Source organism: Streptomyces sp. HD, assembly GCF_028369295.1.
In the GTDB taxonomy this organism is placed as follows: Bacteria; Actinomycetota; Actinomycetes; order Streptomycetales; family Streptomycetaceae; genus Streptomyces.
The window spans coordinates 14,703-35,003 of the sequence record NZ_JAQMYP010000056.1 but is presented as its reverse complement, the minus strand read 5'-3'; the positions used below and the strand labels follow the sequence as shown (position 1 = coordinate 35,003).

17 protein-coding genes are annotated in these 20,301 nt (G+C 72.7%); 3 read left to right on the top strand and 14 right to left on the bottom strand.

What is annotated here, in order from left to right:
• Positions 1-62 precede the first annotated feature (62 nt).
• Together POF73_RS37885 and POF73_RS37880 are read left to right on the top strand one after the other, a co-directional pair.
• Positions 63-569, top strand: coding sequence for a PH domain-containing protein (locus POF73_RS37885; protein WP_272123836.1), 507 nt, complete (start codon positions 63-65; stop codon positions 567-569).
• Positions 566-2,095: a PH domain-containing protein gene (locus POF73_RS37880; protein ID WP_272123835.1), complete on the top strand. Its 1,530-nt coding sequence runs from the start codon at positions 566-568 to the stop codon at positions 2,093-2,095. Before POF73_RS37885 ends, POF73_RS37880 begins: the two co-directional genes overlap by 4 nt.
• Positions 2,096-2,160: 65 nt before the next feature.
• Here POF73_RS37880 and POF73_RS37875 read toward each other — a convergent pair whose 3' ends face one another.
• The 10 genes from POF73_RS37875 to POF73_RS37830 all read right to left on the bottom strand — a co-directional run bounded on the left by POF73_RS37875 (position 2,161) and on the right by POF73_RS37830 (position 15,646).
• On the bottom strand, positions 2,161-2,913 hold the full coding sequence (locus POF73_RS37875) for an SDR family NAD(P)-dependent oxidoreductase (RefSeq protein ID WP_272123834.1): 753 nt from the start codon (positions 2,911-2,913) through the stop codon (positions 2,161-2,163).
• A 52-nt stretch (positions 2,914-2,965) separates the two neighbouring features.
• Positions 2,966-6,118, bottom strand: coding sequence for an AMP-binding protein (locus POF73_RS37870; protein ID WP_272123832.1), 3,153 nt, complete (start codon positions 6,116-6,118; stop codon positions 2,966-2,968).
• Between the two features lie 46 nt (positions 6,119-6,164).
• Positions 6,165-7,169: a Gfo/Idh/MocA family protein gene (locus POF73_RS37865; protein ID WP_272123831.1), complete on the bottom strand. Its 1,005-nt coding sequence runs from the start codon at positions 7,167-7,169 to the stop codon at positions 6,165-6,167.
• A 64-nt stretch (positions 7,170-7,233) separates the two neighbouring features.
• Complete coding sequence (locus POF73_RS37860) at positions 7,234-8,943, bottom strand: FAD-dependent oxidoreductase (RefSeq protein WP_272123829.1); 1,710 nt, start codon at positions 8,941-8,943, stop codon at positions 7,234-7,236.
• Between the two features lie 61 nt (positions 8,944-9,004).
• Complete coding sequence (gene rfbB / locus POF73_RS37855) at positions 9,005-9,973, bottom strand: dTDP-glucose 4,6-dehydratase (protein WP_272123828.1); 969 nt, start codon at positions 9,971-9,973, stop codon at positions 9,005-9,007.
• The gene (locus tag POF73_RS37850; protein WP_272123827.1) at positions 9,970-11,037 is read right to left on the bottom strand and encodes a glucose-1-phosphate thymidylyltransferase; all 1,068 of its coding nucleotides are present in this window, start codon (positions 11,035-11,037) and stop codon (positions 9,970-9,972) included. The genes rfbB and POF73_RS37850 overlap by 4 nt, the downstream gene beginning before the upstream one ends.
• A 51-nt stretch (positions 11,038-11,088) precedes the next feature.
• A complete protein-coding gene (locus POF73_RS37845) occupies positions 11,089-12,471 on the bottom strand; it encodes an FAD-dependent monooxygenase (RefSeq protein ID WP_272123826.1) in 1,383 nt (460 codons plus the stop codon).
• Between the two features lie 52 nt (positions 12,472-12,523).
• A complete protein-coding gene (locus POF73_RS37840; RefSeq protein WP_272123825.1) occupies positions 12,524-13,351 on the bottom strand; it encodes an SDR family oxidoreductase in 828 nt (275 codons plus the stop codon).
• Positions 13,344-14,021 carry an antibiotic biosynthesis monooxygenase family protein gene (locus POF73_RS37835; RefSeq protein ID WP_272123824.1) on the bottom strand — a complete coding sequence of 226 codons (678 nt, stop codon included), beginning with the start codon at positions 14,019-14,021 and terminating at the stop codon, positions 13,344-13,346. Before POF73_RS37835 ends, POF73_RS37840 begins: the two co-directional genes overlap by 8 nt.
• Before the next feature lie 71 nt (positions 14,022-14,092).
• Positions 14,093-15,646 carry a class I adenylate-forming enzyme family protein gene (locus POF73_RS37830; protein WP_272123823.1) on the bottom strand — a complete coding sequence of 518 codons (1,554 nt, stop codon included), beginning with the start codon at positions 15,644-15,646 and terminating at the stop codon, positions 14,093-14,095.
• Between the two features lie 330 nt (positions 15,647-15,976).
• Here POF73_RS37830 and POF73_RS37825 point away from each other — a divergent pair, with 330 nt between their 5' ends.
• Positions 15,977-16,420, top strand: a complete 444-nt coding sequence (locus POF73_RS37825; protein WP_272123822.1) for a nuclear transport factor 2 family protein — start codon at positions 15,977-15,979, stop codon at positions 16,418-16,420.
• 77 nt (positions 16,421-16,497) lie between these two features.
• Here POF73_RS37825 and POF73_RS37820 read toward each other — a convergent pair whose 3' ends face one another.
• From POF73_RS37820 to POF73_RS37805, 4 genes are all read right to left on the bottom strand, one after another.
• Positions 16,498-17,340, bottom strand: a complete 843-nt coding sequence (locus POF73_RS37820) for a cyclase family protein (protein WP_272123821.1) — start codon at positions 17,338-17,340, stop codon at positions 16,498-16,500.
• Between the two features lie 45 nt (positions 17,341-17,385).
• Complete coding sequence (locus tag POF73_RS37815) at positions 17,386-18,216, bottom strand: AfsR/SARP family transcriptional regulator (RefSeq protein WP_272123819.1); 831 nt, start codon at positions 18,214-18,216, stop codon at positions 17,386-17,388.
• Positions 18,217-18,406: 190 nt separating this feature from the next.
• Entirely contained in the window at positions 18,407-19,012 is a 606-nt protein-coding gene (locus POF73_RS37810) for a response regulator transcription factor (protein WP_272123818.1), read from the bottom strand.
• 215 nt (positions 19,013-19,227) lie between these two features.
• Positions 19,228-20,286: a methyltransferase gene (locus POF73_RS37805; protein ID WP_272123815.1), complete on the bottom strand. Its 1,059-nt coding sequence runs from the start codon at positions 20,284-20,286 to the stop codon at positions 19,228-19,230.
• Between the last annotated feature and the right edge of the window lie 15 nt (positions 20,287-20,301).

Here is a 20,301-nt window from a genome sequence, read left to right as displayed (position 1 = left end):
ACCTTTGGCGGCATCCGGGGGTGTGGCACCCTGATCTGGTGACCCACTCAACGCATCATGCGGTGACGGAAGATGGAGCGCCCCTACGCATACGGCCGCCGGCACAACGGCTGGAGCGCAAAGTGGTGGGCTACTGGGCGGTGCGCGCGCTGCTCGGCTGGCTCGCTGTGACGGTCGCGGAATGCGCCTGGCTGTTCTTCCGGCACGACGGTCCGGATTCCTGGCACCGGTGGGGTCTGGTGCTCACCGCTGTGGTGGCGCCGCTGCACATCGTGGTCATGCCGCCCTGGCGCTACCGCGTCCACCGGTGGGAGACCAGCGCGGACGCGGTCTACGTCCAGTCGGGGTGGTTCGTCGAGGAGCGGCGGATCGCGCCGTTCGCCCGGGTACAGACGGTGGACACCGAACGCGGGCCGCTGGAGCAGATCTTCGGCCTGACGACGGTGACGGCCACCACGGCGTCGGCGGCGGGGCCGCTGAAGATCCAGGGCCTGGACGACGCCACCGGGCAGCGGGTCGCACGGGAACTGACGGCGGCCGCGCAGGCCACCCAGGGGGATGCGACATGACGACCGCCCCCGAGGCCCCGTGGAAGCGGCTGAGCCCCCGCATGCTCCTCGTCCATCCGCTCCAGGAGCTGGCGAGGATGGCCCCGGCGCTCGTGGCGGCGCTGATCGCCGGATCGGCCGCGGGCGGGCACGGCGACATCTGGACGCTGGCCGCCGCGGCGCTGACCGTGGCCCTCGCGCTGCTCCGGTGGTTCACCACCACGTACCGGATCAGCCCCGAACTTCTCGAACTGCGCAAGGGCCTGGTCAAGCGCCAGATCAGCAGTGTCCCGACGGATCGGGTGCGCGCGGTGGACCTCACCGCTCATGTCGCCCACCGCGTCCTCGGCCTGACCCGGGTCACGGTGTCGACGGGGCACTCCGCCAAGGCGGAGCACGAGGGACTGCGGTTCGACGCGCTCACCCGGGCCGAGGCGGAGCTGCTGCGCGACCAGCTGGTCGACGCCCTGCGGCTGCGTACCACCGGCGCCGGTGACGTCGGCGAGGACGGCTCCGGGCAGGGTGAGCTGGCGCGGATGCGTCCGGGCTGGATCCGCTTCGCCCCCTTCTCGCTCTCCGGCTTCGTCCTGCTCGGGGCCCTCGCCGTGGTCCTGGAGGAGAGCGGCTTCTCCCCCAGCAGCTTCGGGCCCGTCGACCGGCTGGTGCACGGCCTCCGGGGTGCGTACGGCCCGGAGGGTGTGGCGTGGGGACTGCTGGCCGTGCTGGCCGCCGGGCTGCTCGTCAACGTCGCCGAGTACGCCGTCAAACACGGCGACTTCCGGCTGACCCGGCAGGAGAGCGGCACCCTGGAGACCTCGCACGGCCTGTTCACCGTGCGCACGGTCACCCTGGAGGAACGGCGCGTCCGCGGCGTCGAGCTGCGGGAGTCGCTGCCCCTGCGGTTGCTCGGCGGGGCCGGCTGTGTCGCCATCGCCACCGGCATGCGCAGTCCGCGTACCCATGTACACCTCGTCCCCTCGGGGCCGCGCGGCGAGGTGGTGCGGGCGGCGGATGCCGTGCTGCGGGATCCCGGTCCGCTGTCCGCGACGCTGACCGGGCACGGTCCGGCTGCCCGACGCCGCAGGTTCAACCGCACTCTCGTACCGGCCGTGCTGACCTTCGTGGTCCTCGGCGCCGGATGGGCCCATGACGAGGTGCCGTTCGGCGTCTGGTGCGCCTCGCTCCTGCTGCTGCTGCCCGTAGCGGCCCTACTCGCCCGCGACCGTTACACGGGCCTCGGGCACGCCCTGTCCGGCAGCTACCTGGTGGTCGGCCGTGGCTCACTCGCCAGGAGCCGGGCCGCGCTCTCCTGCGACGGGATCATCGGCTGGAACCTCCGGCGGTCGCCGTTCCAGCGCCGGGCGAAGCTCCTGACGCTCACCGCGACGACTGCGGGCGGGCTCCGGAAGTACGTCGTGCAGGACATCGGCGACCAGGAAGCGCTGCGCCTCGTACAGGGCGCGACCCCGGGCATGCTGGCTCCCTTCCTGGAGACGGCGGGGCGCCACCGCCCCGGCCGGACGGAGACGGCCGGCGCCTGCCGCTGAACGCGTCGGGCACCGGCCGGGTCTGTCACCAGGAGGCCCTGGGGATCACCAGAGACCACGAAGGATCACCAGGGGTTCGATATCCCCGACAGCCGGCCGCCGTCAACGACGAATTCGGTGCCGGTGACGTACGAGGAGTCGTCCGAGGACAGGAAGAGCACTGCCTTGGCCACCTCGTCAGGCCGCCCGAACCGCCGCTGCGGCAGCGTGCCGGCGATCAGCGCGGCGGCGTCCGTGTTCATGGTGTTGGTCATGTCGGTGTCGATGACACCCGGACAGACGGTGTTGACCCTGATGTTCTCGGGACCGAGCTCAAGAGCCGCGACGCGGCCCATGCCCACCACGGCGAACTTGGTGGCGCAGTAGGCGGACAGATACTTGTCGCCGCTCAGTCCCGCAGTGGACGAGATGTTGACGATCGTGCCGCCGCCGGCCGCGCGCAGGGCGGGGATCACCGCCTGCATGCCGAGGAACACGCCGAGCTGGTTGACCTCGACGGTGCGCAGGTAGTCGTGCACCGGCATGTCATCGGTCCTGCCGAGGAGCATCACCCCGGCGTTGTTCACCAGGCCGTCGAGCCGGCCGAACCGCTTGACCGCCAGGTCCACCGCCGCCTTCCAGCCGTCCTGCTCCGTCACATCGAGGTGGACGTACACCGCCCGCTCGCCGAGCGCGTCCACCAGGGCGCGCCCCTCCTCGTCCGCGATGTCGCCGACGACGACACCGGCCCCCTCAGAGACCAGGGTGCGGGCGTGCGCCGCCCCCATTCCCCGGGCCCCGCCGGAGACCAGCAGTACTTTCCCGTCGAGCTTGCCCATGTTTCCCTGCTTCCCTTTCCCGCTTCTTGGATTTCCCGGCTTTCCCGGCTTCTCAGTGGGTACCGGCTCCAGGTCCGGCCCGCAGAATGCGGTGGAACTCCGCCGCGAACTCGGCGGCGCACTCCTTCGGCAGCCGGTCGGTCCAGACGGCCGCCGTGACGGTCAGCCCGCCGTCGGCCGTGGTGCGCGTCTGGATCTCCAGCTCCGTCATCGTCGTATCCGCCGCAGGCCGTACGAACTCGGTGGCACAGCCCGAGAGTTCCAGGTCCGTACGCGATTCGGGGTGCACCAGGAGGACCGGGAGGCCGAGGACGGACTGGGAGCGCCCCGACCCGAACAGCGGCGCGGCCGCCTCCAGGAAGGGCACGTCCTGGTGGGACAGGGCCCGGCGCACGGCAGCCGCCGTGTGCTCCAGCAGCCCGTCGGCCCCATCCCCGGCCTCTTCCGGACGCAGCCGCACGCACAGGGAGTCGACCGTGCACAGCACGGACGGCCCGGCATCCGGGGGCACCGGCCGGGCCACCGGCACCATGAGCGCAGTGGCGTCCGCCCCCATGACCCGCCGCACGGCCTGCGCACAGACACCTGCGAGGAAGCCCAGCCGCGGGAGCCCCCGCCGGGCCGCCCACGCATCCCACGGCGCGAGTTGCTCAGGGGTGGCCTCGCGACTCACGGCATGACGGGTCCCGGCCGGGCGGCCGTTGTCGAACCGCCGCGGGTTCGGCCACTCCGGCAGGTCGGCGAACTCCCGTTCCCAATAAGCAAGTTGACCGCTACGGTCCGCGGCGGCGAGCCGTGCCCGGTCGAAGGCGGACCAGTCGGCCAGCGTCGCGGCGGCCCCCTCGAAGTCCGGCCGCACACCGCTGCTCCGGGCCGCGTAGGCCGTGCTCAGCTCGCTCGCCAGCACCGGCTCCGCGCCGCCGTCGAAGGCCACGTGGTGTACCACGGTGCCGAACAGCGTGCGCCCGCCGGCCCGGCTGCGCACCAGGGCGCACCGCCAGATCCGCCCTTCGGCGAGGGAGAGCGGGCGCAGCAGGGCACGGCGCAGCGCGGCCGTGGCCGCGGCCTCGTCGGGCTCTTCGGACAGGCGCAGAAGTTCCGGCCCGTCCCCAGGAGGCAGGACCTCCGCGACCGGCCCGGGGCGCATCGCATAGCGCGCCCGCAGGCCCTCGTGGCGCCGGTGCACGTCGCGCACCGCCTCGGCCAGCGCAGCAGTGTCGGGCGCCCCGTCGATCCACCACGCCATGGGGCACAGATAGGCGGTGTCGGCCTCCGCCGAGACGCCTTCCCACAAATACAGGGCGTGGTGCAGCGGCAGGGACACCGGGCCGGCGGGCCCTTCCGGCTCCCCGGCGCGCTCTGGCACCGTACGGACCCAGGCCGCGAGCCCGCGCACCGTGGGGTGCTCGAAGACCGCGGAGGCGGGCAGGACGACGCCCAGGGCTCGGCCGAGCCGGGCGCAGAGCCGCCCCACGCCGAGCGAGCTGCCGCCCAGGGCGAAGAACGAGACGTCGAAGGGGACGGCGGTCGTCTCCAGCACGCCGCGGAAGGCGGCGGCCACCTCGGCCTCGATGTGATCCGCCGGCTGCCCGCCGCCTCCGTCCGGTCCCCCGGCGCCCTCCCGCCGCCCCCGCTCCCCGTTGGCGCGCCGCTCCCGCGACAGCTCCTCCAGGCGCCGCAGGTCGGCCTTGGCATTGGCCAGCATCGGCAGCTCGTCGATCCGGTAGACCCGGGAGGGGACCAGATACGGGGCGAGGTGCCGGGCGAGTTCCGCGCGCAGTTGCTCCTCGCCCGGGGCCGCGGCACCCGAGGCGACGTAGAAGAGGTCGAGCGCGGTGCACCGGCCGTCGCGGTCTCTGACCGGCACCACCGACGCTGCGGTCACCGCCTCGGACGACTGGGCGCACCGCTCGATCTCGCCCGGCTCTATCCGGTGGCCCCTCACCTTGAACTGCCGGTCGTCGCGGCCCGCGAAGTACAGCACCCCGGCCGGGGACCAGTAGCCCCGGTCCCCGGTCCGGTAGACGCGCCGCCGCGCGCCGTCCAGATCCAGTTCGGGGAACTTCCGTGCGGTCAGCTCCGGATCACCGAGGTAGCCGTCGACGAGCCCCTGGCCCGAGACGCAGATCTCGCCCACCTCGCCAGGCCCGCAGGGCCGCTCGCCGTCGAGGACATGCAGACCGGTGTTGTTCAGGGCGGTGCCCAGCGGAACGCCCTCCGGGGCGGTGCAGTCCGCGGCGGTGACGAGATGCCCGGAGACCAGTGCCGTCGACTCCACAGGGCCGTAGACATTGCGCAGTTCGGTGCCGGGATGCAGGTCCAGGAAGCGCCGCATGTGCCTGCCCGAGGCCCGCTCCCCGCCGGTGAGCACCCACTTCATGCCCGTGAACGCGTACGGGTCCTCGTCCATGACCGTGTTGAACAGGACGGTGGTGAGGAACGCCCCGGTGACCCCCTGATCCCTGACCAGTCGGCCGAGTATCGCGGGCAGCAGGACCGGATCGTCCACGAACAGCGACGTGCCGCCGCTGAGGAGCACGCTCCAGCAGTCCAGGGTGAATCCGTCCCACGGCATCGGAGCCGTCTGCGGGACCACGGCGCCGGGCCCGAAGTCCGCGAAGTCGCAGTCGTCGAAGAGCCGTACGGTGCCCGAGTGCGGGGAGACGACGGCCTTGGGCAGGCCGGTCGAGCCCGAGGTGAAGAACACCGCGCAGGGGTCCGATGCCGAGACGGCGACCGGTTCCGGGCGCCGGTGGCGGGCGGCCGCCGCGTCCAGCCCGGGCGGAGCCAGCGCGGCGACACCGGGGACCCCCCGCCCGGTGATGTCGGTGACGATCCGGGCCGCGCCCAGCAGGCCGACGAGGTGCGTCAGGCGGGCGTCCGGCCAGCGGGGGTCGAGCGCGGCGTAGGCGGCTCCGCGCTTGAGTATCGCCAGGAGGACGGCGATGAACTCCGGTGTCCGTGCCATGAGTACGGGCACCCGATCGCCCGGCCCGACCCCGGCCCGAGCCAGGTCGACGGCGTAGTCGTCGGAGGCGGCGTCGAGCGCGCCGTAGGTGACCCGCCGCTCGCCGTGCACGACGGCGACGGAGTCCGGTCTGCGCGCCGCACACCACCGGAACAGCTCGTGCATGGTCTCGCCCCTGCGGGGTGCGCGCGAGGCACGGCCGGCCCCCGGGGCGGTCGGCTCGGTCTGCATGCTCATCGTCTCTCTCCTCCTGGGTCTGCGGACCGGCGGGGGCGGCGGGCCGTCAGGGCGCCACGCGCGCCTGCCGTCCCACGGCCTCCACCAGCCGTGCCTGGCGCAAGATCGCCGTGTACTGCGACGCGAACGGGCCGCCCGAAAGGACCGTGTGGGCGAAGTGGCCCACGATGTTCACGAACTGCCGGTCGGCGGCGAAGGTGTGCTCGCGCACCCCGTCCTGGCGCTCGATCCGCACCGTGGGGCGCAGCGCGTCCGGCGGGGTGAACGCCCGGTCGAGCACCAGCCGCCCCTCGCTGCCCCACAGCGCGTAGGTGCACCGGTAGGAGTGTTCGAGGCCGAACGTCAGGTGCGCGGAGACCCCGTCGGGCAGGCACAGCAGCGCGCTGCCCGACACATCGGCGTCGCGCTCGGGGTCGCGCTTGAGCTGCGCCCCGACGATCTCCAGGCCGGGGCCGAGGACGAACTGCGCGGCCCGGATCGGGTACACCCCCACTTCGAGAAGCGCGCTGCCGCTGCGCGCGAGGTAGCGGCTGTGCTCGCGGGGCAACGGCGGGAAGGCGAAGTCGCAGGAGAACGAGCGCAGTTCGCCGATCGCCCCGCTCGCGACGAGCCCCCGTACCTCCTCGTGCTGGCGGTGGTGCAGGAACATGAAGCTCTCCATCAGGAGCAGCCCCGTCTCCTGCGCCGCGCGCACCGCGCGTTCCGCCTCGCCGAGGGTCGCGGCGAGCGGCTTCTCACACAGCACGTGCTTGCCCGCGGCCAGCGCCTTCTCGATCCAAGGTGCATGCAGCGGCGGCGGCAGCGGGAGGTAGACGGCGTCGATGTCGTCCCGGTCGAGCAGCGCCTCGTAGCTGCCGACGCCCGCACAGCCGAAGCGGGCCGCGAACCGGGCGGCCTTCCCCGCGTCGCGGCTCGCCACGGCCACCAGGTCCACGAGCGGCTGGCGCAGCATGGAGGGGATCATCCGGCGCTCGGCGATGTCCGCGCAGCCGATGACCCCCATCCGCAGGGCTCGGGACGGCCGTGTCGCACGCTGTGCACTCACACCCATGGCTCCTCTCCGCACGGCGAGTTGGTGTCTTGGTCCACGCTCGCAGCGCCGGATGGAAACTGGCTCAAGCCCGCCTCGCAGCCTCCGACCGGGCGGGAGCCGGGTGGCCGTCCAGGTGCCCGGCGGAGCTGTCCGCCGCCCGCACACGGTGCGCGCCCAGCGCCGCGCGCAGCCGGTCGGGTGTGCTTTCCTCGCCGCGCGCCGCCGCGTATCCGTCGGGGCGCAGCAGCAGCCAGGCGCCGCGCGCGAGCCCGAGGTCGGCCCGCAGGAACCCTTCGGGGTCGGCCAGCGAAACGGCCGGCGCGCTCTGCCGGGCGGCGGCCGAGTCCGCGCCGACCACACGCACCGCCACCCGTCCCGCGTACTCCTCCGCGATGCTCCGCGCCACGGACCCCGCCTCGCCCCCGTCCGCGATCAGCAGGGTCCATGTGGGGCGGCGCAGCGCGTCGAGCAGCTCCCGCCAGCCGAGGGACTCCCGGCAGCGGTCGGCGGTCACCCGGGCCGCGCGACCCCCTGGTGGCAAGGGGTCCGACCGTCCGGCGCCGCTCGGCGGCGGATCGCCGTAGCCGAGGCCGAGGGCGGACATCCCGCCCATGATCTTCCGCTCGATCTTCGACTTGAGCAGGGGCACGGACCTGACGACGGTGAAGACCGTACGCAGCGCCATGGCGGCCGCCCTGCTGCGCAGCTGCACCAGGAGGGTCGCCATCCGCGTGGACTTCAGGAGCTGCACCCCGACCGGCACACGCTCGGGGCCGTAGCTGTCGAGCAGCTCCTCGTCGGCCTCCTCGCGGATGACGGCCGCCAGTTTCCACGCCAGGTTGAAGGCGTCCTGCACGCCGGTGTTCATGCCCTGCCCGGAGGCGGGGCTGTGCACATGGGCCGCGTCCCCGGCCACGAAGCAGCGGCCCACCCGCATCTGCGGGATCATGCGCTGCTGGATGGTGAAGACCGAGACCCAGGTGGGTTCCCCGACGCGGACCCGCTGCCCGGTGCCCGCTCCGATCTTCCGGGTGAACCTCCGTGCCACGGCCGCGGCATCCTCGTCGCGCGACACATCGGCCGTATCGAGGAGCCGCCACTTTCCCGGCTCGGGGAACGGCACCATCATGACCGTGCCGGCCGGGGTGCGCATCCAGTGGATGCTGTCGCGCGGCAGGTCGCAGTCGACGACCGCGTCGGCGATCAGCCAGGTGTCGTTGCTGTCGCCGACCAGACGGAGGCCCAACTGGTCGCGTACGGTGCTGTGTCCGCCGTCGCAGCCGATCAGCCAGTCCGCCTCGGCCGTCTCCACTTGACCGTCCGGGCCGGCCAGCCGCGCCCGCACCCCGCTGCCCGTATCGGCCAGGCTGTCCAGGCGCGTACCCCACTCCACCGTTACGCCATGGCGGGCCGCGGCGCCCCGGAGCACCTCCTCGGTGATGACCTGGTCGACCATGAGCGTGAAGGGGTAGCGGGTGGGGAGTCTGCTGTAGTCGGTGTCGAACCGGACGAGTCGGCTGCCGTTCTGATGGAGCGTGAAGTGCTCCACCCGCTGCCCCCTTCCGAGGAGCTCACCGATCACGCCCATGTGGTCGTACGTCTCCAGAGTGCGGGCGTGTGTGGCCAGCGCCCGGCTGGTCACGGCGGGCCCGGGGGCGGCGTCTACGAGCCTCACCCGCACGCCGTGCCGGGCGAGTTCGTGGGCGGCGACGAGCCCCACCGGGCCCGCCCCCACCACCAGGACCTGAGGGTGCGGCCTGTCGGTCCCGGCCTTCGTGGTCGTTGGTGTCATTCCTGATCCTCGCGGCTGGTGCGGTAGCTGTAGGGGCGCGGGGCTGCGGTCGTCCCGGGCCTCACCGGTGCTTGGCCGCCTTCCACCAGGCGGGGTTGTCGCGGTACCAGGCGACCGTGTCGGCGAGCCCCTGAGCGAAGTCGACCCGCGGCGCATAGCCCAGCTCGCGCCTGATCTTGGTCTCGTCGAGCGCATAGCGCCGGTCGTGGCCCTTGCGGTCGGCGACGTGGCGGACACTGCTCCAGTCGGCGCCGCACAGGTCGAGGAGGCGCTCGGTGAGTGCGCGGTTGCTGGCCGCGTTGCCGCCGCCGACGTTGTAGATCTCGCCCGCCCGGCCGCGGGTGAGGACCAGTTGGATGGCCCGGCAGTGGTCGTCGACGTGCAGCCACTCGCGGACGTTCGCCCCGTCGCCGTACAGGGGCAGCGGCCGACCCTCCAGGAGGTTGGTGACGAACAGCGGGATGAGCTTCTCGGGGTGCTGGTACGCGCCGTAGTTGTTTGAGCACCGGGTGATGGAGAGGTCGAGGCCGTGGGTGCGCCAGTACGAGCGGGCCATCAGGTCGGAGGCTGCTTTGGAGGCCGCGTACGGGGAGTTGGGCAGCAGCGGCCGGTCCTCCGTCCAGGAGCCCTCGCTGATCGAGCCGTACACCTCGTCCGTGGAGACGTGGACGGCACGGGGCACGCCGGTGCGCACGCAGGCCTCCAGGAGCTGCTGAGTTCCCGTCACGTTGGTGCGGGTGAAGGCGGCGCCCGAGTCCAGCGAACGGTCGACGTGCGACTCCGCGGCGAAGTGCACCACCGCGTCGTGGCCGGGCAGCAGATCGAGGAGCAGCGGCAGGTCGCAGACGTCCCCGGTGACGAAGTCCAGGCGGGGGTGGCCGGCCGGCAGGTTGCTCCGGTTCCCCGCGTAGGTGAGCTTGTCGAGGACGGTCACCCGGGCTGTCTCATACGCCGGGTAGGCGCCCGCCAGGAGGGAGCGGACGTAGTGCGAGCCGATGAAACCGGCCCCTCCGGTGACCAGGAGTCTCATGCGGCGACCTCCACCCGGGTGTGATCCCCCACGACCAGCCGGTGGCGTCCGCTGCCGCCCTCACTCGATGTCACGTCGGCGGCCCGCCCGATGAGCGAGCCGTGCAGCCCCGAAACCCCGGTCACCCTGGCGCCGTCGAGCGCCACGGAGTAGCCGATGCCGGCGCTCCGGAGCACGCAGTCCCGGCCGATCGAGGTGTGCGGGCCGATGCGGCTGTCCGCCACCAGGCTGCCCGCACCGATGACGGCAGGCCCCTCGATGCGGGAGCGCATCACCGCGGCGCCCGGCTCCACGACCACCGCTCCGGTCAGGACGCTGCTGTCGTCGACGGCCCCGTCCACGCGCCACTCCACGGCGTCCAGCAGCTCGCGGTTGCAGTCCAGGACGTCTTCGACCCGGCCGGTGTCGCGCCAGTACCCGTGGTACTCCTGAGCCCGCACGGTGTGGCCCGCGTCGACCAGCCACTGGATGGCGTCGGTGATCTCCAGCTCGCCGCGTGCGCTGGGCTCGATGGCGGCCACCGCCTCGTGGACGGCGGAGGTGAAGAAGTACGTCCCGATCAACGCGAGATCGCTGACCGGCCGTTCGGGCTTCTCCACCAGGCGGGTCACCGCCCCGTCCGCGCGGATCTCGGCTACGCCGAACGACCGGGGGTCGGGCACCCGGTGCACGACCACCTGTGCGGCGGGGCGCTCGGCCCGGAACCGCTCGGCGGGACCGGCGATGCCCTGGGGCAGCATGTTGTCCCCGAGGTACATCACGAAGTCGTCGTCCGCGAGGAAGTCGCGCGCCACGGTCACACAGTGGGCGAGGCCGAGCGGCGCCTCCTGGCGGAGGTAGCAGATCCGTACGCCGAGCCGGGATCCGTCACCGATGACCGCCGCTATCTCGGCGGCGCGGTCGCCGACGATCAGCCCGATGTCGGTGACGCCGATGGCGCGGATGTTCTCCACGACATGTTCGAGCACGGGCCGGTTGGCAATGGGGATGAGCTGTTTGGGCATGGAGTAACTGAACGGCCGCAGACGGGTTCCCGACCCGCCGGACAGCACCAGAGCCTTCATGTTTCCTCTTCTCACCTTGGTCTCGCACGAGCCCGGCGGTTGCGGGACTCCTCAGTCGGTTCCGGGACGCCGCCGTGGGCGTGGCCCGTCGGTGAAGCACTCCTCGGAGATCCGGATCGCCGGGTTGCCGAAGGCGATGACATCGAGCACCTTGCGGTACAACGGGGTGTGCCGCAGAAGCCGGGCGAGCCGGGGGCGCACCTGGGTGGCGAGCGTGCCGTGCGAAAGCATCGCCTTGCTCTGCAGCCGCTGGACCCGCATGACCCGGTCGATGTCCGGGGCCCTGCGCCGCTCGAAGTCCGCGAGAGACGCGGCGCCCGTGTCGCCCGCGGCCAGCGCGGACACCAGTACGGGGTGCGCCACGACGGCGTCCTGGATGGCCAGGTTGATGCCCTGCGCGCCGATCGGGCCGTGGGTGTGCGCGGCGTCGCCGATCAGCAGCAGACCGTCCTGGGCCCACCGTTCGGCGCGGCCCGAGAACACGTCGAGCAGGCTGAGGTCGTTCGCGGTGCGGATCTGGTCGCGGATCAGGTCCGCGTAGGGCGGTGCGGCCGCCATCAGCCGGTCCTTGACGTGACCGAGCCCCTGCCCGGCGATCCGGGTGTAGCTCCGGTGCGGCAGGGTCCAGCCGATCTGCAGTCGGTCCGGATACGAGTGGTAGACGAGCACCGGACTGCCGGATGCGCGGAACACCCGCACATCCCGCTCCACCGCCTGTCCCGCCCAAGACACACGTTCTGCCCTCGGCCCGGCCGCCTGCTCGCCGGGGGCGCCCTGGTTGAGCTTGAACCACAGCACGTCCTGGTCGAACACATCGGACCGGCCCGCCTCGATGCCGGCGAGCGCACGCACCTTGGAGAACCGGCCGTCCGCCGCGACGACGACGCGCGCCGCCATGTCACGGACGCCGTCCGCACCGGCCGCCCGCACTCCGGTGACCCGGCCGGCGCCGTCCCGCACCAGGCCGTTCACCCGCCATCCTGCGAGCAGCGCGAACCCCGGCAACTTCCGGCACTCCACAAGCAGTTGGTCGAGCACATGCGCCTGCGGGATGCTCAGCAGGTGATTGTGCGGGGCGGGCAGCACCTGGTAGTCGATATCGAGGAGCACCCGGTCGCCCTCGACCAGACGGAACCTCTGGTGCGGGTGGCAACCACGGTCCTTGGCCCCCGCCAGGACGCCGAGCCGGTCGAGCAGTGCGAGGGCGCCGGGCTGCAGGATCTCGCCGCGGAACTCCCGCCGGTGGCCCGCCGTCTTCTCCACCACGGTGACCCGCAGACCGGACTTCAACAGCAGCAGGGCGAGTACCAGCCCGGCCGGCCCCGCGCCGACGATGCAGACATCCGTCTGAGTCAGGCCCGCGCCCGTGCCGCCGCCCGGCTCCGTACGGACCGCGCTCCCACTAGGGCCCGCGGCCACCCGTCCCGCTTCCATCCGTGCTCCTCCCTGGTCGTCCGTCGTCCCTCTGCGCGTCGCCGCCGGCGTCCTAGGCCAGCAGGCTCAGACCCCCGTCGGCCGTGATGACCTGCCCCTGGATCCAGCCGGCCTCCGTGGTGCACAGCAGGGCCACCACGTCGGCGATGTCCTCCGGGACGGTGAGCCGGCCCGCGGGGGTCCGGGCCGCCAGCGCGCGGGCCGCGGGGGACGATGCGGTCGCCCCGCCCTTGTCGATCTTCGAGGTGGAGACCGCGTTCACGGTGATCGCGCGGTCGGCCAGCTCCACGGCCAGATAACGGACCAGGCTCTCCAGGGCCGCCTTGGCCACCCCGAGTCCCACGTACCGCGGGACGGTTGCGCGGGCCCCGATGCTGGAGATGACGACCACCCGGCCGGGGCCCGGTGCCATCAGCTCGGCGAGGGCCGGCACCCCGTTCAGCAGGGGGTCGACGGCGGCTGCCACGTCGGCCTTGACCCCGCCCGGGTCGGCGCCGACCGCGGGCATGGGGTGCCAGTCGGCGGCGGCGTGCACGAAGATGTCGAGCCTGCCGTAGCGCTCCCCGGCCATCGAGAGGAGCCGTTCAAGATCCTCCTTGCGGGTCACGTCGGCGCGGACCGGGAGCACACTGCCCGGCAGCCCTGCCATGGACCGGGCGGCGGACCGGGCGTCCTCGTCGCTGTGCGCGTAGTCGAGCAGCACCTGCACTCCCGACGCGCACAGCCGCCGGGCCACGGCACGGCCGACGCCGCGGCTCGCTCCGGTGACCACGGCGACCTTTCCCGCCAGGCCGAGGCCGGCCGGCGCACCGGGTGCCGCGGACGCTTCCGGTGCGCCGGGGCCGGTCCGTTCCTGTTCCGCCGGAGGGGCGCTAGTCACGGCCGGACACCACGGCCGCGCGGTCTCCCGCGAGCGGGGCGGCGGACAATGCACGGATCCCGGCGATCCGGCCGAGGACCGCGTACTGGCCGCTCCGCTCGGCTTCCCGCCGCCCCGTCTCGTCCCACCACCACGTCGCGGCGGTGTATCCGCCTGGCCGCCGCACGGACCGGGCCAGATCGAGGTGCCCGAAGCCCTGGCCGGTCCGGGCCACGGCGGCATACGCGTCGTAGGCACGCTCGAACTCCGCGGCGTCGCCGGCAACCGTGAACCGCTCCACGCGCACGGTCGCCGTCGCCCCCGCCCCGAGGTACCCGCCGCCCTCGGCGTCGTACCGCAGCACGGACAGGGACGGATCGGCGTCGACCTCCACGAGCGTGTGGAACTCGGCGGCGTGCGCCCGGAACACGTCGTCCGCCATGACACGCTGGAAGCTCTGCGGGTCGCTCCACCAGCCGAGGTTGAGGTACACGTCCCGCTCTCCGGCCACCCGGACGGCCTGGTGGGCCTGGTATCCCGCCTGCTGCCGCATCCATGAGACGTGGTCGAGGAAACGCTCCTCGAACTCCGCTGCGCGGTCCGGGTCCTTGAGCGTGAACTCGTTGACGACGGTGAAACGAGGCGCGGTTTGCGGCTGTGCCGCACGGGAGCCGGTGTCGATGTCGGTCACCTTGGTTGCCCTTCGTGTGAACGTAAGTGGTTGGGTGGCGGCGTGCGGGCGGGGTGCCCGCGGCGGGCGGCTCAGCCGAGGCCCAGCCGTCCGGCGAGGGCCGCGCCCAGGTCGCGGCGCTGGATCTTGCCGTTCGCCGAGCGCGGCAGGGCCTCCACCGCCTCGGCGTGGCGCAGCCGCTGGTAGTACGGGACGCGGTCGTTGACGTCCTCGATCACGTCCGCAAGGGCCGCCCCGTCGGCGAGCGCTTCGGGCCGCAGCGCCACCAAGGCGCCCGCGACGGCGCCGCTGGACGCATCGGGGAGTTCCACGACGGCGCACTCCAGGACGCGCGGGTCCCGTAGCAGCACCAGCTCGATCTCGGAGGGCGAGACCAGGAAGTTGTCGCACTTGAAGATGTCCTTGAGCCGGTCGACGAGGAACAGCCGGCCGTCCTCGTCGAGCCGCCCCACATCACCGGTGGAGAACCAGCCGTCCCGTTCCAGGCCCGCCCCGTCGGGGCCGCCCAGGTAGCCCTTCATGACCTGCGGTCCGCGCACCTGGATCTCGCCCGTTTCGCCGGCCGGCAGCTCGGACCGGGACTCGACGCCCACGATCCGGCACTCGGTGCCGTGCACCGGGCGCCCCACGGAGCCGGGGACGGTGTCGTCCGGGGTCCCGGAGTGCGTCAGGGGTGAGGTCTCCGCGAGGCCGTAGCCCTGGAAGACCGGGACCCCGAAGTGCTCGCCGAGCGTGTTCGCCGGTCCGGCCGGCAGCCCGGAGCCTCCGGAGGCGATGGCGGTGACGGTCGGCAGCCGCGTCTTCGGCAGGTCCGGGTGGGCCGCGAGGCGGGCCAGGCGGACCGGCAGGCTGTAGAAGTGTGTGGCCCCGTGCCGGCCGGCCTCCGCGACGGCGGCCAACGGGTCCGGCTCCCGGCACAGGATCTGCGTGGCGCGGGCGGCGATCGCCGAGTTGAGGTGCATCGGATGGTAGGTGGGCAGATGGTTGACGGACACCGACCGGTGGTCCAAGCGGTGGGCGGCGGCGATCTGGGCCGCGTTGGTCACGAGATTGCGGTGGGTCAGGCGCACCCCCTTGGGACGCCCGGTGGTGCCGCTGGTGAACTGGATGCAGACCACGTCGTCGGGATCGGCCGGAGCGGCTGTCCGCCGGGTGCCCGGCCCCTTCCCCGGACCGGTCAGGTCCGCCAGCCAGGGCGCCGGGGCCCCGGAGCGGCCGTCGTCCGGGACGGCTCCCGTCAGCACCACCCCGGTCAGCTCCGGCAGTTCGTCCTGTGCCGCCTTCAGGTGCTGGTAGACGGCGATGTCGACGAACGCGAGGCGCGCCCCGCTCAGCGCCAGGACGTGCCGGAGGTTGTCCTCCCGCAGCAGCGGGTTGATCACGGCCACGACGTTGCCGCTGCGCGCGACCCCGTAGTAGGCCGCGGCGAAGTCGGGGTGCAGCCCCGCGGAGACCGCCACGGTCGCGCCGCCCCCGGGGAGCAGCCGGTCCACCTCGCAGGCCACCACGTCGGCCCGGCGGTCCAGGGACGCGAAGTCCCAGCGGAGACCGGAACCGACGACGGCCGTACGGTCCGGTTCGGTGTGTGCGGCCCGGGCGAGCAGACCGGCCAGATCCTCAGACACGGCGGCCGCCCTCCCCGGCACGGCAGGCGCTCGGCCAGGCCCTGGGGCCCGGGTGAGCGCGGCGTCGCGTGAAGCGGTGGTCGAAGACGGGCATGCTCCCGGCCTTCCTCTCCTGAGTTCCGGGCTCGGTGTCCCTCCGGTCCCGGGGTCGGTACGGCCCCGGGGCGTTCGGCGTCGAGTAGCCTCACCGTCCGCTCTCGAACGGCGATGGAGTGGCGGTGGACGCCGGGCGCTCGATGCGACCTCCAGAAAGAACCGAGCCGGAGGAGGGAACGTAGGCCGCAGCGGGTCGTGCCGCAGCAGGCGGAGACAGGCAGAGAAAGGAACGTCATGACCATGACGGAGCGGGCGCCGACCGCCTCGGGCGCCGAACTGTATTACCAGGTCCAGCAGTTCTACGCGGAGCAGATGCAGCTCCTCGACGCCGGGGCGGCGGAGGACTGGGCCGAGACGTTCACCGAGGACGGGGTCTTCGCCGCCAACGCGCATCCGCGGCCGTCGGTGGGACGCGACGACATCGCGCGGGCCGCCCGCGAAGCGACGGACGTGTACGCGGCCAAGGGTGTCCAGCGCCGCCACTGGCTCGGCATGGTCCGCGTCGAGCCGCGCGATGCGGACACCGTGGCCGCGCAGTGCTACGCGCTGGTGATTGAGACACCGCGCGGCGGCCAGGCGGCGATCCGGGTGAGCACCCGGTGCGAGGACCTGCTCGTCCGCAGCGGCGGCCGCTGGCAGATCAAGGAACGCCGGGTCACCCGCGACGACTTGGTCTGACCGGCCGCTTCCCCGAACCGCAGCGCCCGAACCGACTCCGACCCCCGGGAGCGGTCCGGGCGCTGCCTCCGCGTTTCCTACGCCGCGGCGGCGGCCGCGTGCGCATCGTCAGCGACCGCCGGTCCTGCCGCGCCGTCCGCCGGTGACTCGTCAAGAAGCGCGACCGCCCGGGTCCAGCCCGCTCCGCCACCCGTGATCTTCACCGGGAAGCAGGCCACCTGGAAGCCGAAGGGCGCGGGCAGCCGGTCCAGCCCGGAGAGACGCTCGATCTGGCAGTACTCGCGCCGCCGCCCCGCGAAGTGCGCGGGCCACAGCACCGACCGGTCCCCGGTCTCCCGGAACCGGCGGATCATGTGGCCGAACGGTGCGTCGAGGCTGAACGCGTCCGTGCCGATCACCCGGATCCCCAGGTCGAGCAGGAAGTCGGTGGCCGGCCCGTCGAGTCCGGCGAAGTCGGTGAAGTAACGCTGTGTGCCGCAGAACCGGGACGCCCCGGTATGGAGCACGACGATGTCCAGCGGCCGCGGCCGGTAGCCGATCCGGGCGAACTCCTTCTCCAGGACGTCCACGCCTATGGTGCCGGTCCCCGCATCCCGCACGTCCAGGACGACAGCGGGCCGCAGGAACCAGTCGAGCGGCATCTGGTCGATGGTCCGCGGCGGCTTGCCGTACGCGGTCCGGGTGCCATAGTGCGACGGCGCGTCCACATGGGTTCCGGTGTGGCTGGTCAGCGTGAGGGTGTCGAGCGAGAGGAGCTCGCCGCCCGGGAGGTCGGCGGGGTCGAAATCCAGGCCGAAGTGCGCGCGCATCTCCTCACTCATGTGCCGGGCGCCCTCGGCGGGCGTCATGACCTCGTGGATCAGCGGGTCGGGCTCCCAGCCGGCCGCGTCGACCGGCGAGGAGAGGTCGATGATGCGCAAGGCGTTCCCCTGTCATGTCTGTCATGGGTGTCGTACGGCGGTCCGTCATGCGGCGGGGCTGGCGCTCGCCGGGATGCGGCGGGCCCGCACTCCGCCGTCCGCGAAGTCGAGGCCCGGGTCTCCGGAGAGGACCGCCTGGTGGATCAGCTGCAGCCGGGGCGACGGCTCCAGGCCCAGCTCGCGCACCAGCCGCTTTCTGAGCTCCTGGAAGATCTCCAGGGCCTGCCAGCGCCGCCCCGAGCGGAACAGCGCCGTCATGCACTGCGCGTGCAGCCCCTCGTGCAGTTGATGCCGCTTGGTGAGCCCGATCAGCTCGGTGAGGAGCTCGGCGTGCAGGCCGAGCCGCAACTCGGCCTCGATACGGCGCTCCAGGACCCCGAGGCGGCTCTCCTCCAGCCGCGCCAGCTCGATGTCCAGGATCGGCCCGACCTGGACGTCGACGAGCGCGGTGCCGCGCCAGATGCCGAGCGCCCGCCGGTAGACGGCCGAAGCGGTCCGGTCGTCGCCGCTCTCGAAGGCCGTACGCCCCTCCGACACCAGCCGGTCATACACCTGCACATCCACCGACTCGGGCGGCAGGGCGAGGAGGTAGCCGCCGTGCCGCGTGACCAGCACGTCCTTGGCGGTGACAGGCGACTGCGGCGGGAGCGCGCCGGCGAGCAGCCGGCGCAGCTGGAGGATGTAGGTCTGCAGCGTCGTCATGGCGCTGCGCGGCATCTGTGCGCCCCAGATCTCCTCGATCAGTTTGGGCACCGGCACGACCTCGTTGGCGCAGACCGCGAGCAGCGCCAGGATCTGCCGAGGTTTCCCCGCGCTGGGCACGATCGATGTGCCGCGTTCTTCGGCGGTCAGCGGCCCCAATACCCGGATGTCCATGCTTCCCCCATGGTGCTGTGTCGCAATGGCAACGAAGAGCCGGAGGCCCGGAGTGGCCTCGACGGCGTTCCCAACGTTTCACTTCCGCACCACGGACAACAGTGTCCATGTCCCCTTCCGCACATGTATCCGTACTGCACCGCATATGAATCCGTCACGATTCCTAGGTGAGCGGTCCACGGAGCGCGGATCAGATCCAGCCGGCCTCCCGGGCGATACGCACCGCGTCCATGCGGTTGCGGGCGTTGAGCTTGGTGACGACGGAGGTCAGGTAGTTCCGTACGGTCCCGGAGGACAGGCAGAGCCGGGACCCGATCTCGCCGGCCTCCGCGCCCTCGGAGGCCAGCCGCAGCACCTCCAGCTCACGGGCCGTCAGCGGGGTGGGCCGATCGTCGAGGGCGGCAATGGCGAGGGACGGGTCGACGGCCCGCCCGCCGGCCACCACGTCCCTGATCGCGGTGCACAGCCGCTCTGGGTCGCTGTCCTTGAGGAGGAACCCCGCCGCCCCCGCGGCCAGCGCTCTGCGCAGATTGCCCGGCCGGCCCAGGCTGGTCAGGATCACCGAGCGGCACCCCGGCACGGTCGCGGAGAGCGCGGCCGCCGCGGTGATGCCGTCGCAGCCCGGGAGGTCGATGTCGAGCAGCGCCACGTCCGGCTTGAGCTCGATGCCGCGGGGCACGATCTCGTCCCCGCAGGAGACCTCGTCCACCACTTCGAAGTCCGGCTCCAGTTCGAGCAGGGCCACCAGGGCCTTGCGCAGTATCGTCATGTCCTCGGCGATCAGGATCCGGATCATTCGTCCCTCTTGTTCGCATTGCTCGTCCCGTGAGGTCCCGTTCGGTCGCGCGCCCTGCGGTGGCGTCACGGCGCCTCCGTTCCGTCATCCTCCCTCGCCGTTCCGTTTCAGAGCGCCCGGCGCAGGATTTCGGTACGACTGCCCGGTGCGTGCACGCATGCGGGCCGGGAGTCCGCGGTGCGCGGAGTCCCGGCCCTCGGGTTACCTGGCAGTGCTCACTCCTCCCCGGGAACCACCGCCTCCAAGAGGTGGACGACGGAGCCCGTCGGCGTGACCCCCCGGAACGTCAGCCCGGCCCGGGCGAAGAGCTCCTCGAACTCCCCGGTGGTGCGCTCCCGGCCGCCCTGGCTGACCAGCATCAGCAGGTTCATCACACTGGCGACGTGCGCCGACTCGGCTACGTCGAGGATTTGCTCGGCCACCACGATGCGTGCCCCGGCCGGAGCGTGGCGCCCGATGCGGCGCAGGGCCTCGACGGCGGTGTCGTCGTTCCACATGTGCAGGACGCCCTTGAGCACGTACACATCGGCGGTCACCGGCACGTCCTGATGACAGTCGCCGGACACGATCCGGCAGCGGTCCGCCAGGGAGCCCGGCCCGGCCAGCTCCGGATGCGCCCGCGCGGTCACCTCGGGCAGGTCGAACAGCACCCCCTGAACCGCCGGACGGGTCTCCAGCACGGCCTTCAGGAGGGTGCCGTGGCCACCGCCGATATCGGCGACGGTCGCGGTTTCCGCCAGGTCCAGGGCGCGCGTCACCGCCGCCGCGGTCGCCTCGCCGTTCTTCGCCATGGCCTGGCCGAACAGCTCACCCAACTCCGGTTCGTCCTCGCGCAGATGGGCGAAGAGCTCCTTGCCGTAGGTGTCCCGGAAGACGTGCGTGCCCGAGCGCACCGCCTCGTCAAGCCGGCCCCAGATCCGCCAGGCGAACGGTGCCCCGGCTAGCAGCGCCATCGCGCGCCGACTGCCCGGCTCGTCCGACCGCAGCAGCCGGGACATCTCCGAGTGCGCATACGCTCCGTCAGCCGTCACCCGGAACACCCCGTGGCAGGCCAGGGCGAGCATCAGCTGGCCGAGCGGCTCCCGCTGCGCCCCGGCCCGCTCCGCCAACTCCGCCAGGGACAGCGGCTCTTCACCCAGTACGTCGGCGAGGCCGAGCCGGGCAGCGGCGGTGACCGCGGCCGTCAGCCCCAGACTGTAGGACAGTGCGTGCAGCCGCAGCGGCGCACTGTCCGGAGCGGGCACGGTCTCCCGGGCCCCGGCGGTCTCGTCCACGTCACTCCCCTGTCG

What these genes read in the sequence shown, in the direction of transcription:
- POF73_RS37880 (WP_272123835.1), top strand. Translation starts at nt 566, where the DNA reads ATGACGACCGCCCCCGAGGCCCCGTGGAAGCGGCTGAGCCCCCGCATG.
- POF73_RS37875 (WP_272123834.1), bottom strand. Translation starts at nt 2,913, where the DNA reads ATGGGCAAGCTCGACGGGAAAGTACTGCTGGTCTCCGGCGGGGCCCGG.
- POF73_RS37870 (WP_272123832.1), bottom strand. Translation starts at nt 6,118, where the DNA reads ATGAGCATGCAGACCGAGCCGACCGCCCCGGGGGCCGGCCGTGCCTCG.
- POF73_RS37865 (WP_272123831.1), bottom strand. Translation starts at nt 7,169, where the DNA reads ATGGGTGTGAGTGCACAGCGTGCGACACGGCCGTCCCGAGCCCTGCGG.
- POF73_RS37860 (WP_272123829.1), bottom strand. Translation starts at nt 8,943, where the DNA reads ATGACACCAACGACCACGAAGGCCGGGACCGACAGGCCGCACCCTCAG.
- rfbB (WP_272123828.1), bottom strand. Translation starts at nt 9,973, where the DNA reads ATGAGACTCCTGGTCACCGGAGGGGCCGGTTTCATCGGCTCGCACTAC.
- POF73_RS37850 (WP_272123827.1), bottom strand. Translation starts at nt 11,037, where the DNA reads ATGAAGGCTCTGGTGCTGTCCGGCGGGTCGGGAACCCGTCTGCGGCCG.
- POF73_RS37845 (WP_272123826.1), bottom strand. Translation starts at nt 12,471, where the DNA reads ATGGAAGCGGGACGGGTGGCCGCGGGCCCTAGTGGGAGCGCGGTCCGT.
- POF73_RS37825 (WP_272123822.1), top strand. Translation starts at nt 15,977, where the DNA reads ATGACCATGACGGAGCGGGCGCCGACCGCCTCGGGCGCCGAACTGTAT.
- POF73_RS37815 (WP_272123819.1), bottom strand. Translation starts at nt 18,216, where the DNA reads ATGGACATCCGGGTATTGGGGCCGCTGACCGCCGAAGAACGCGGCACA.
- POF73_RS37810 (WP_272123818.1), bottom strand. Translation starts at nt 19,012, where the DNA reads ATGATCCGGATCCTGATCGCCGAGGACATGACGATACTGCGCAAGGCC.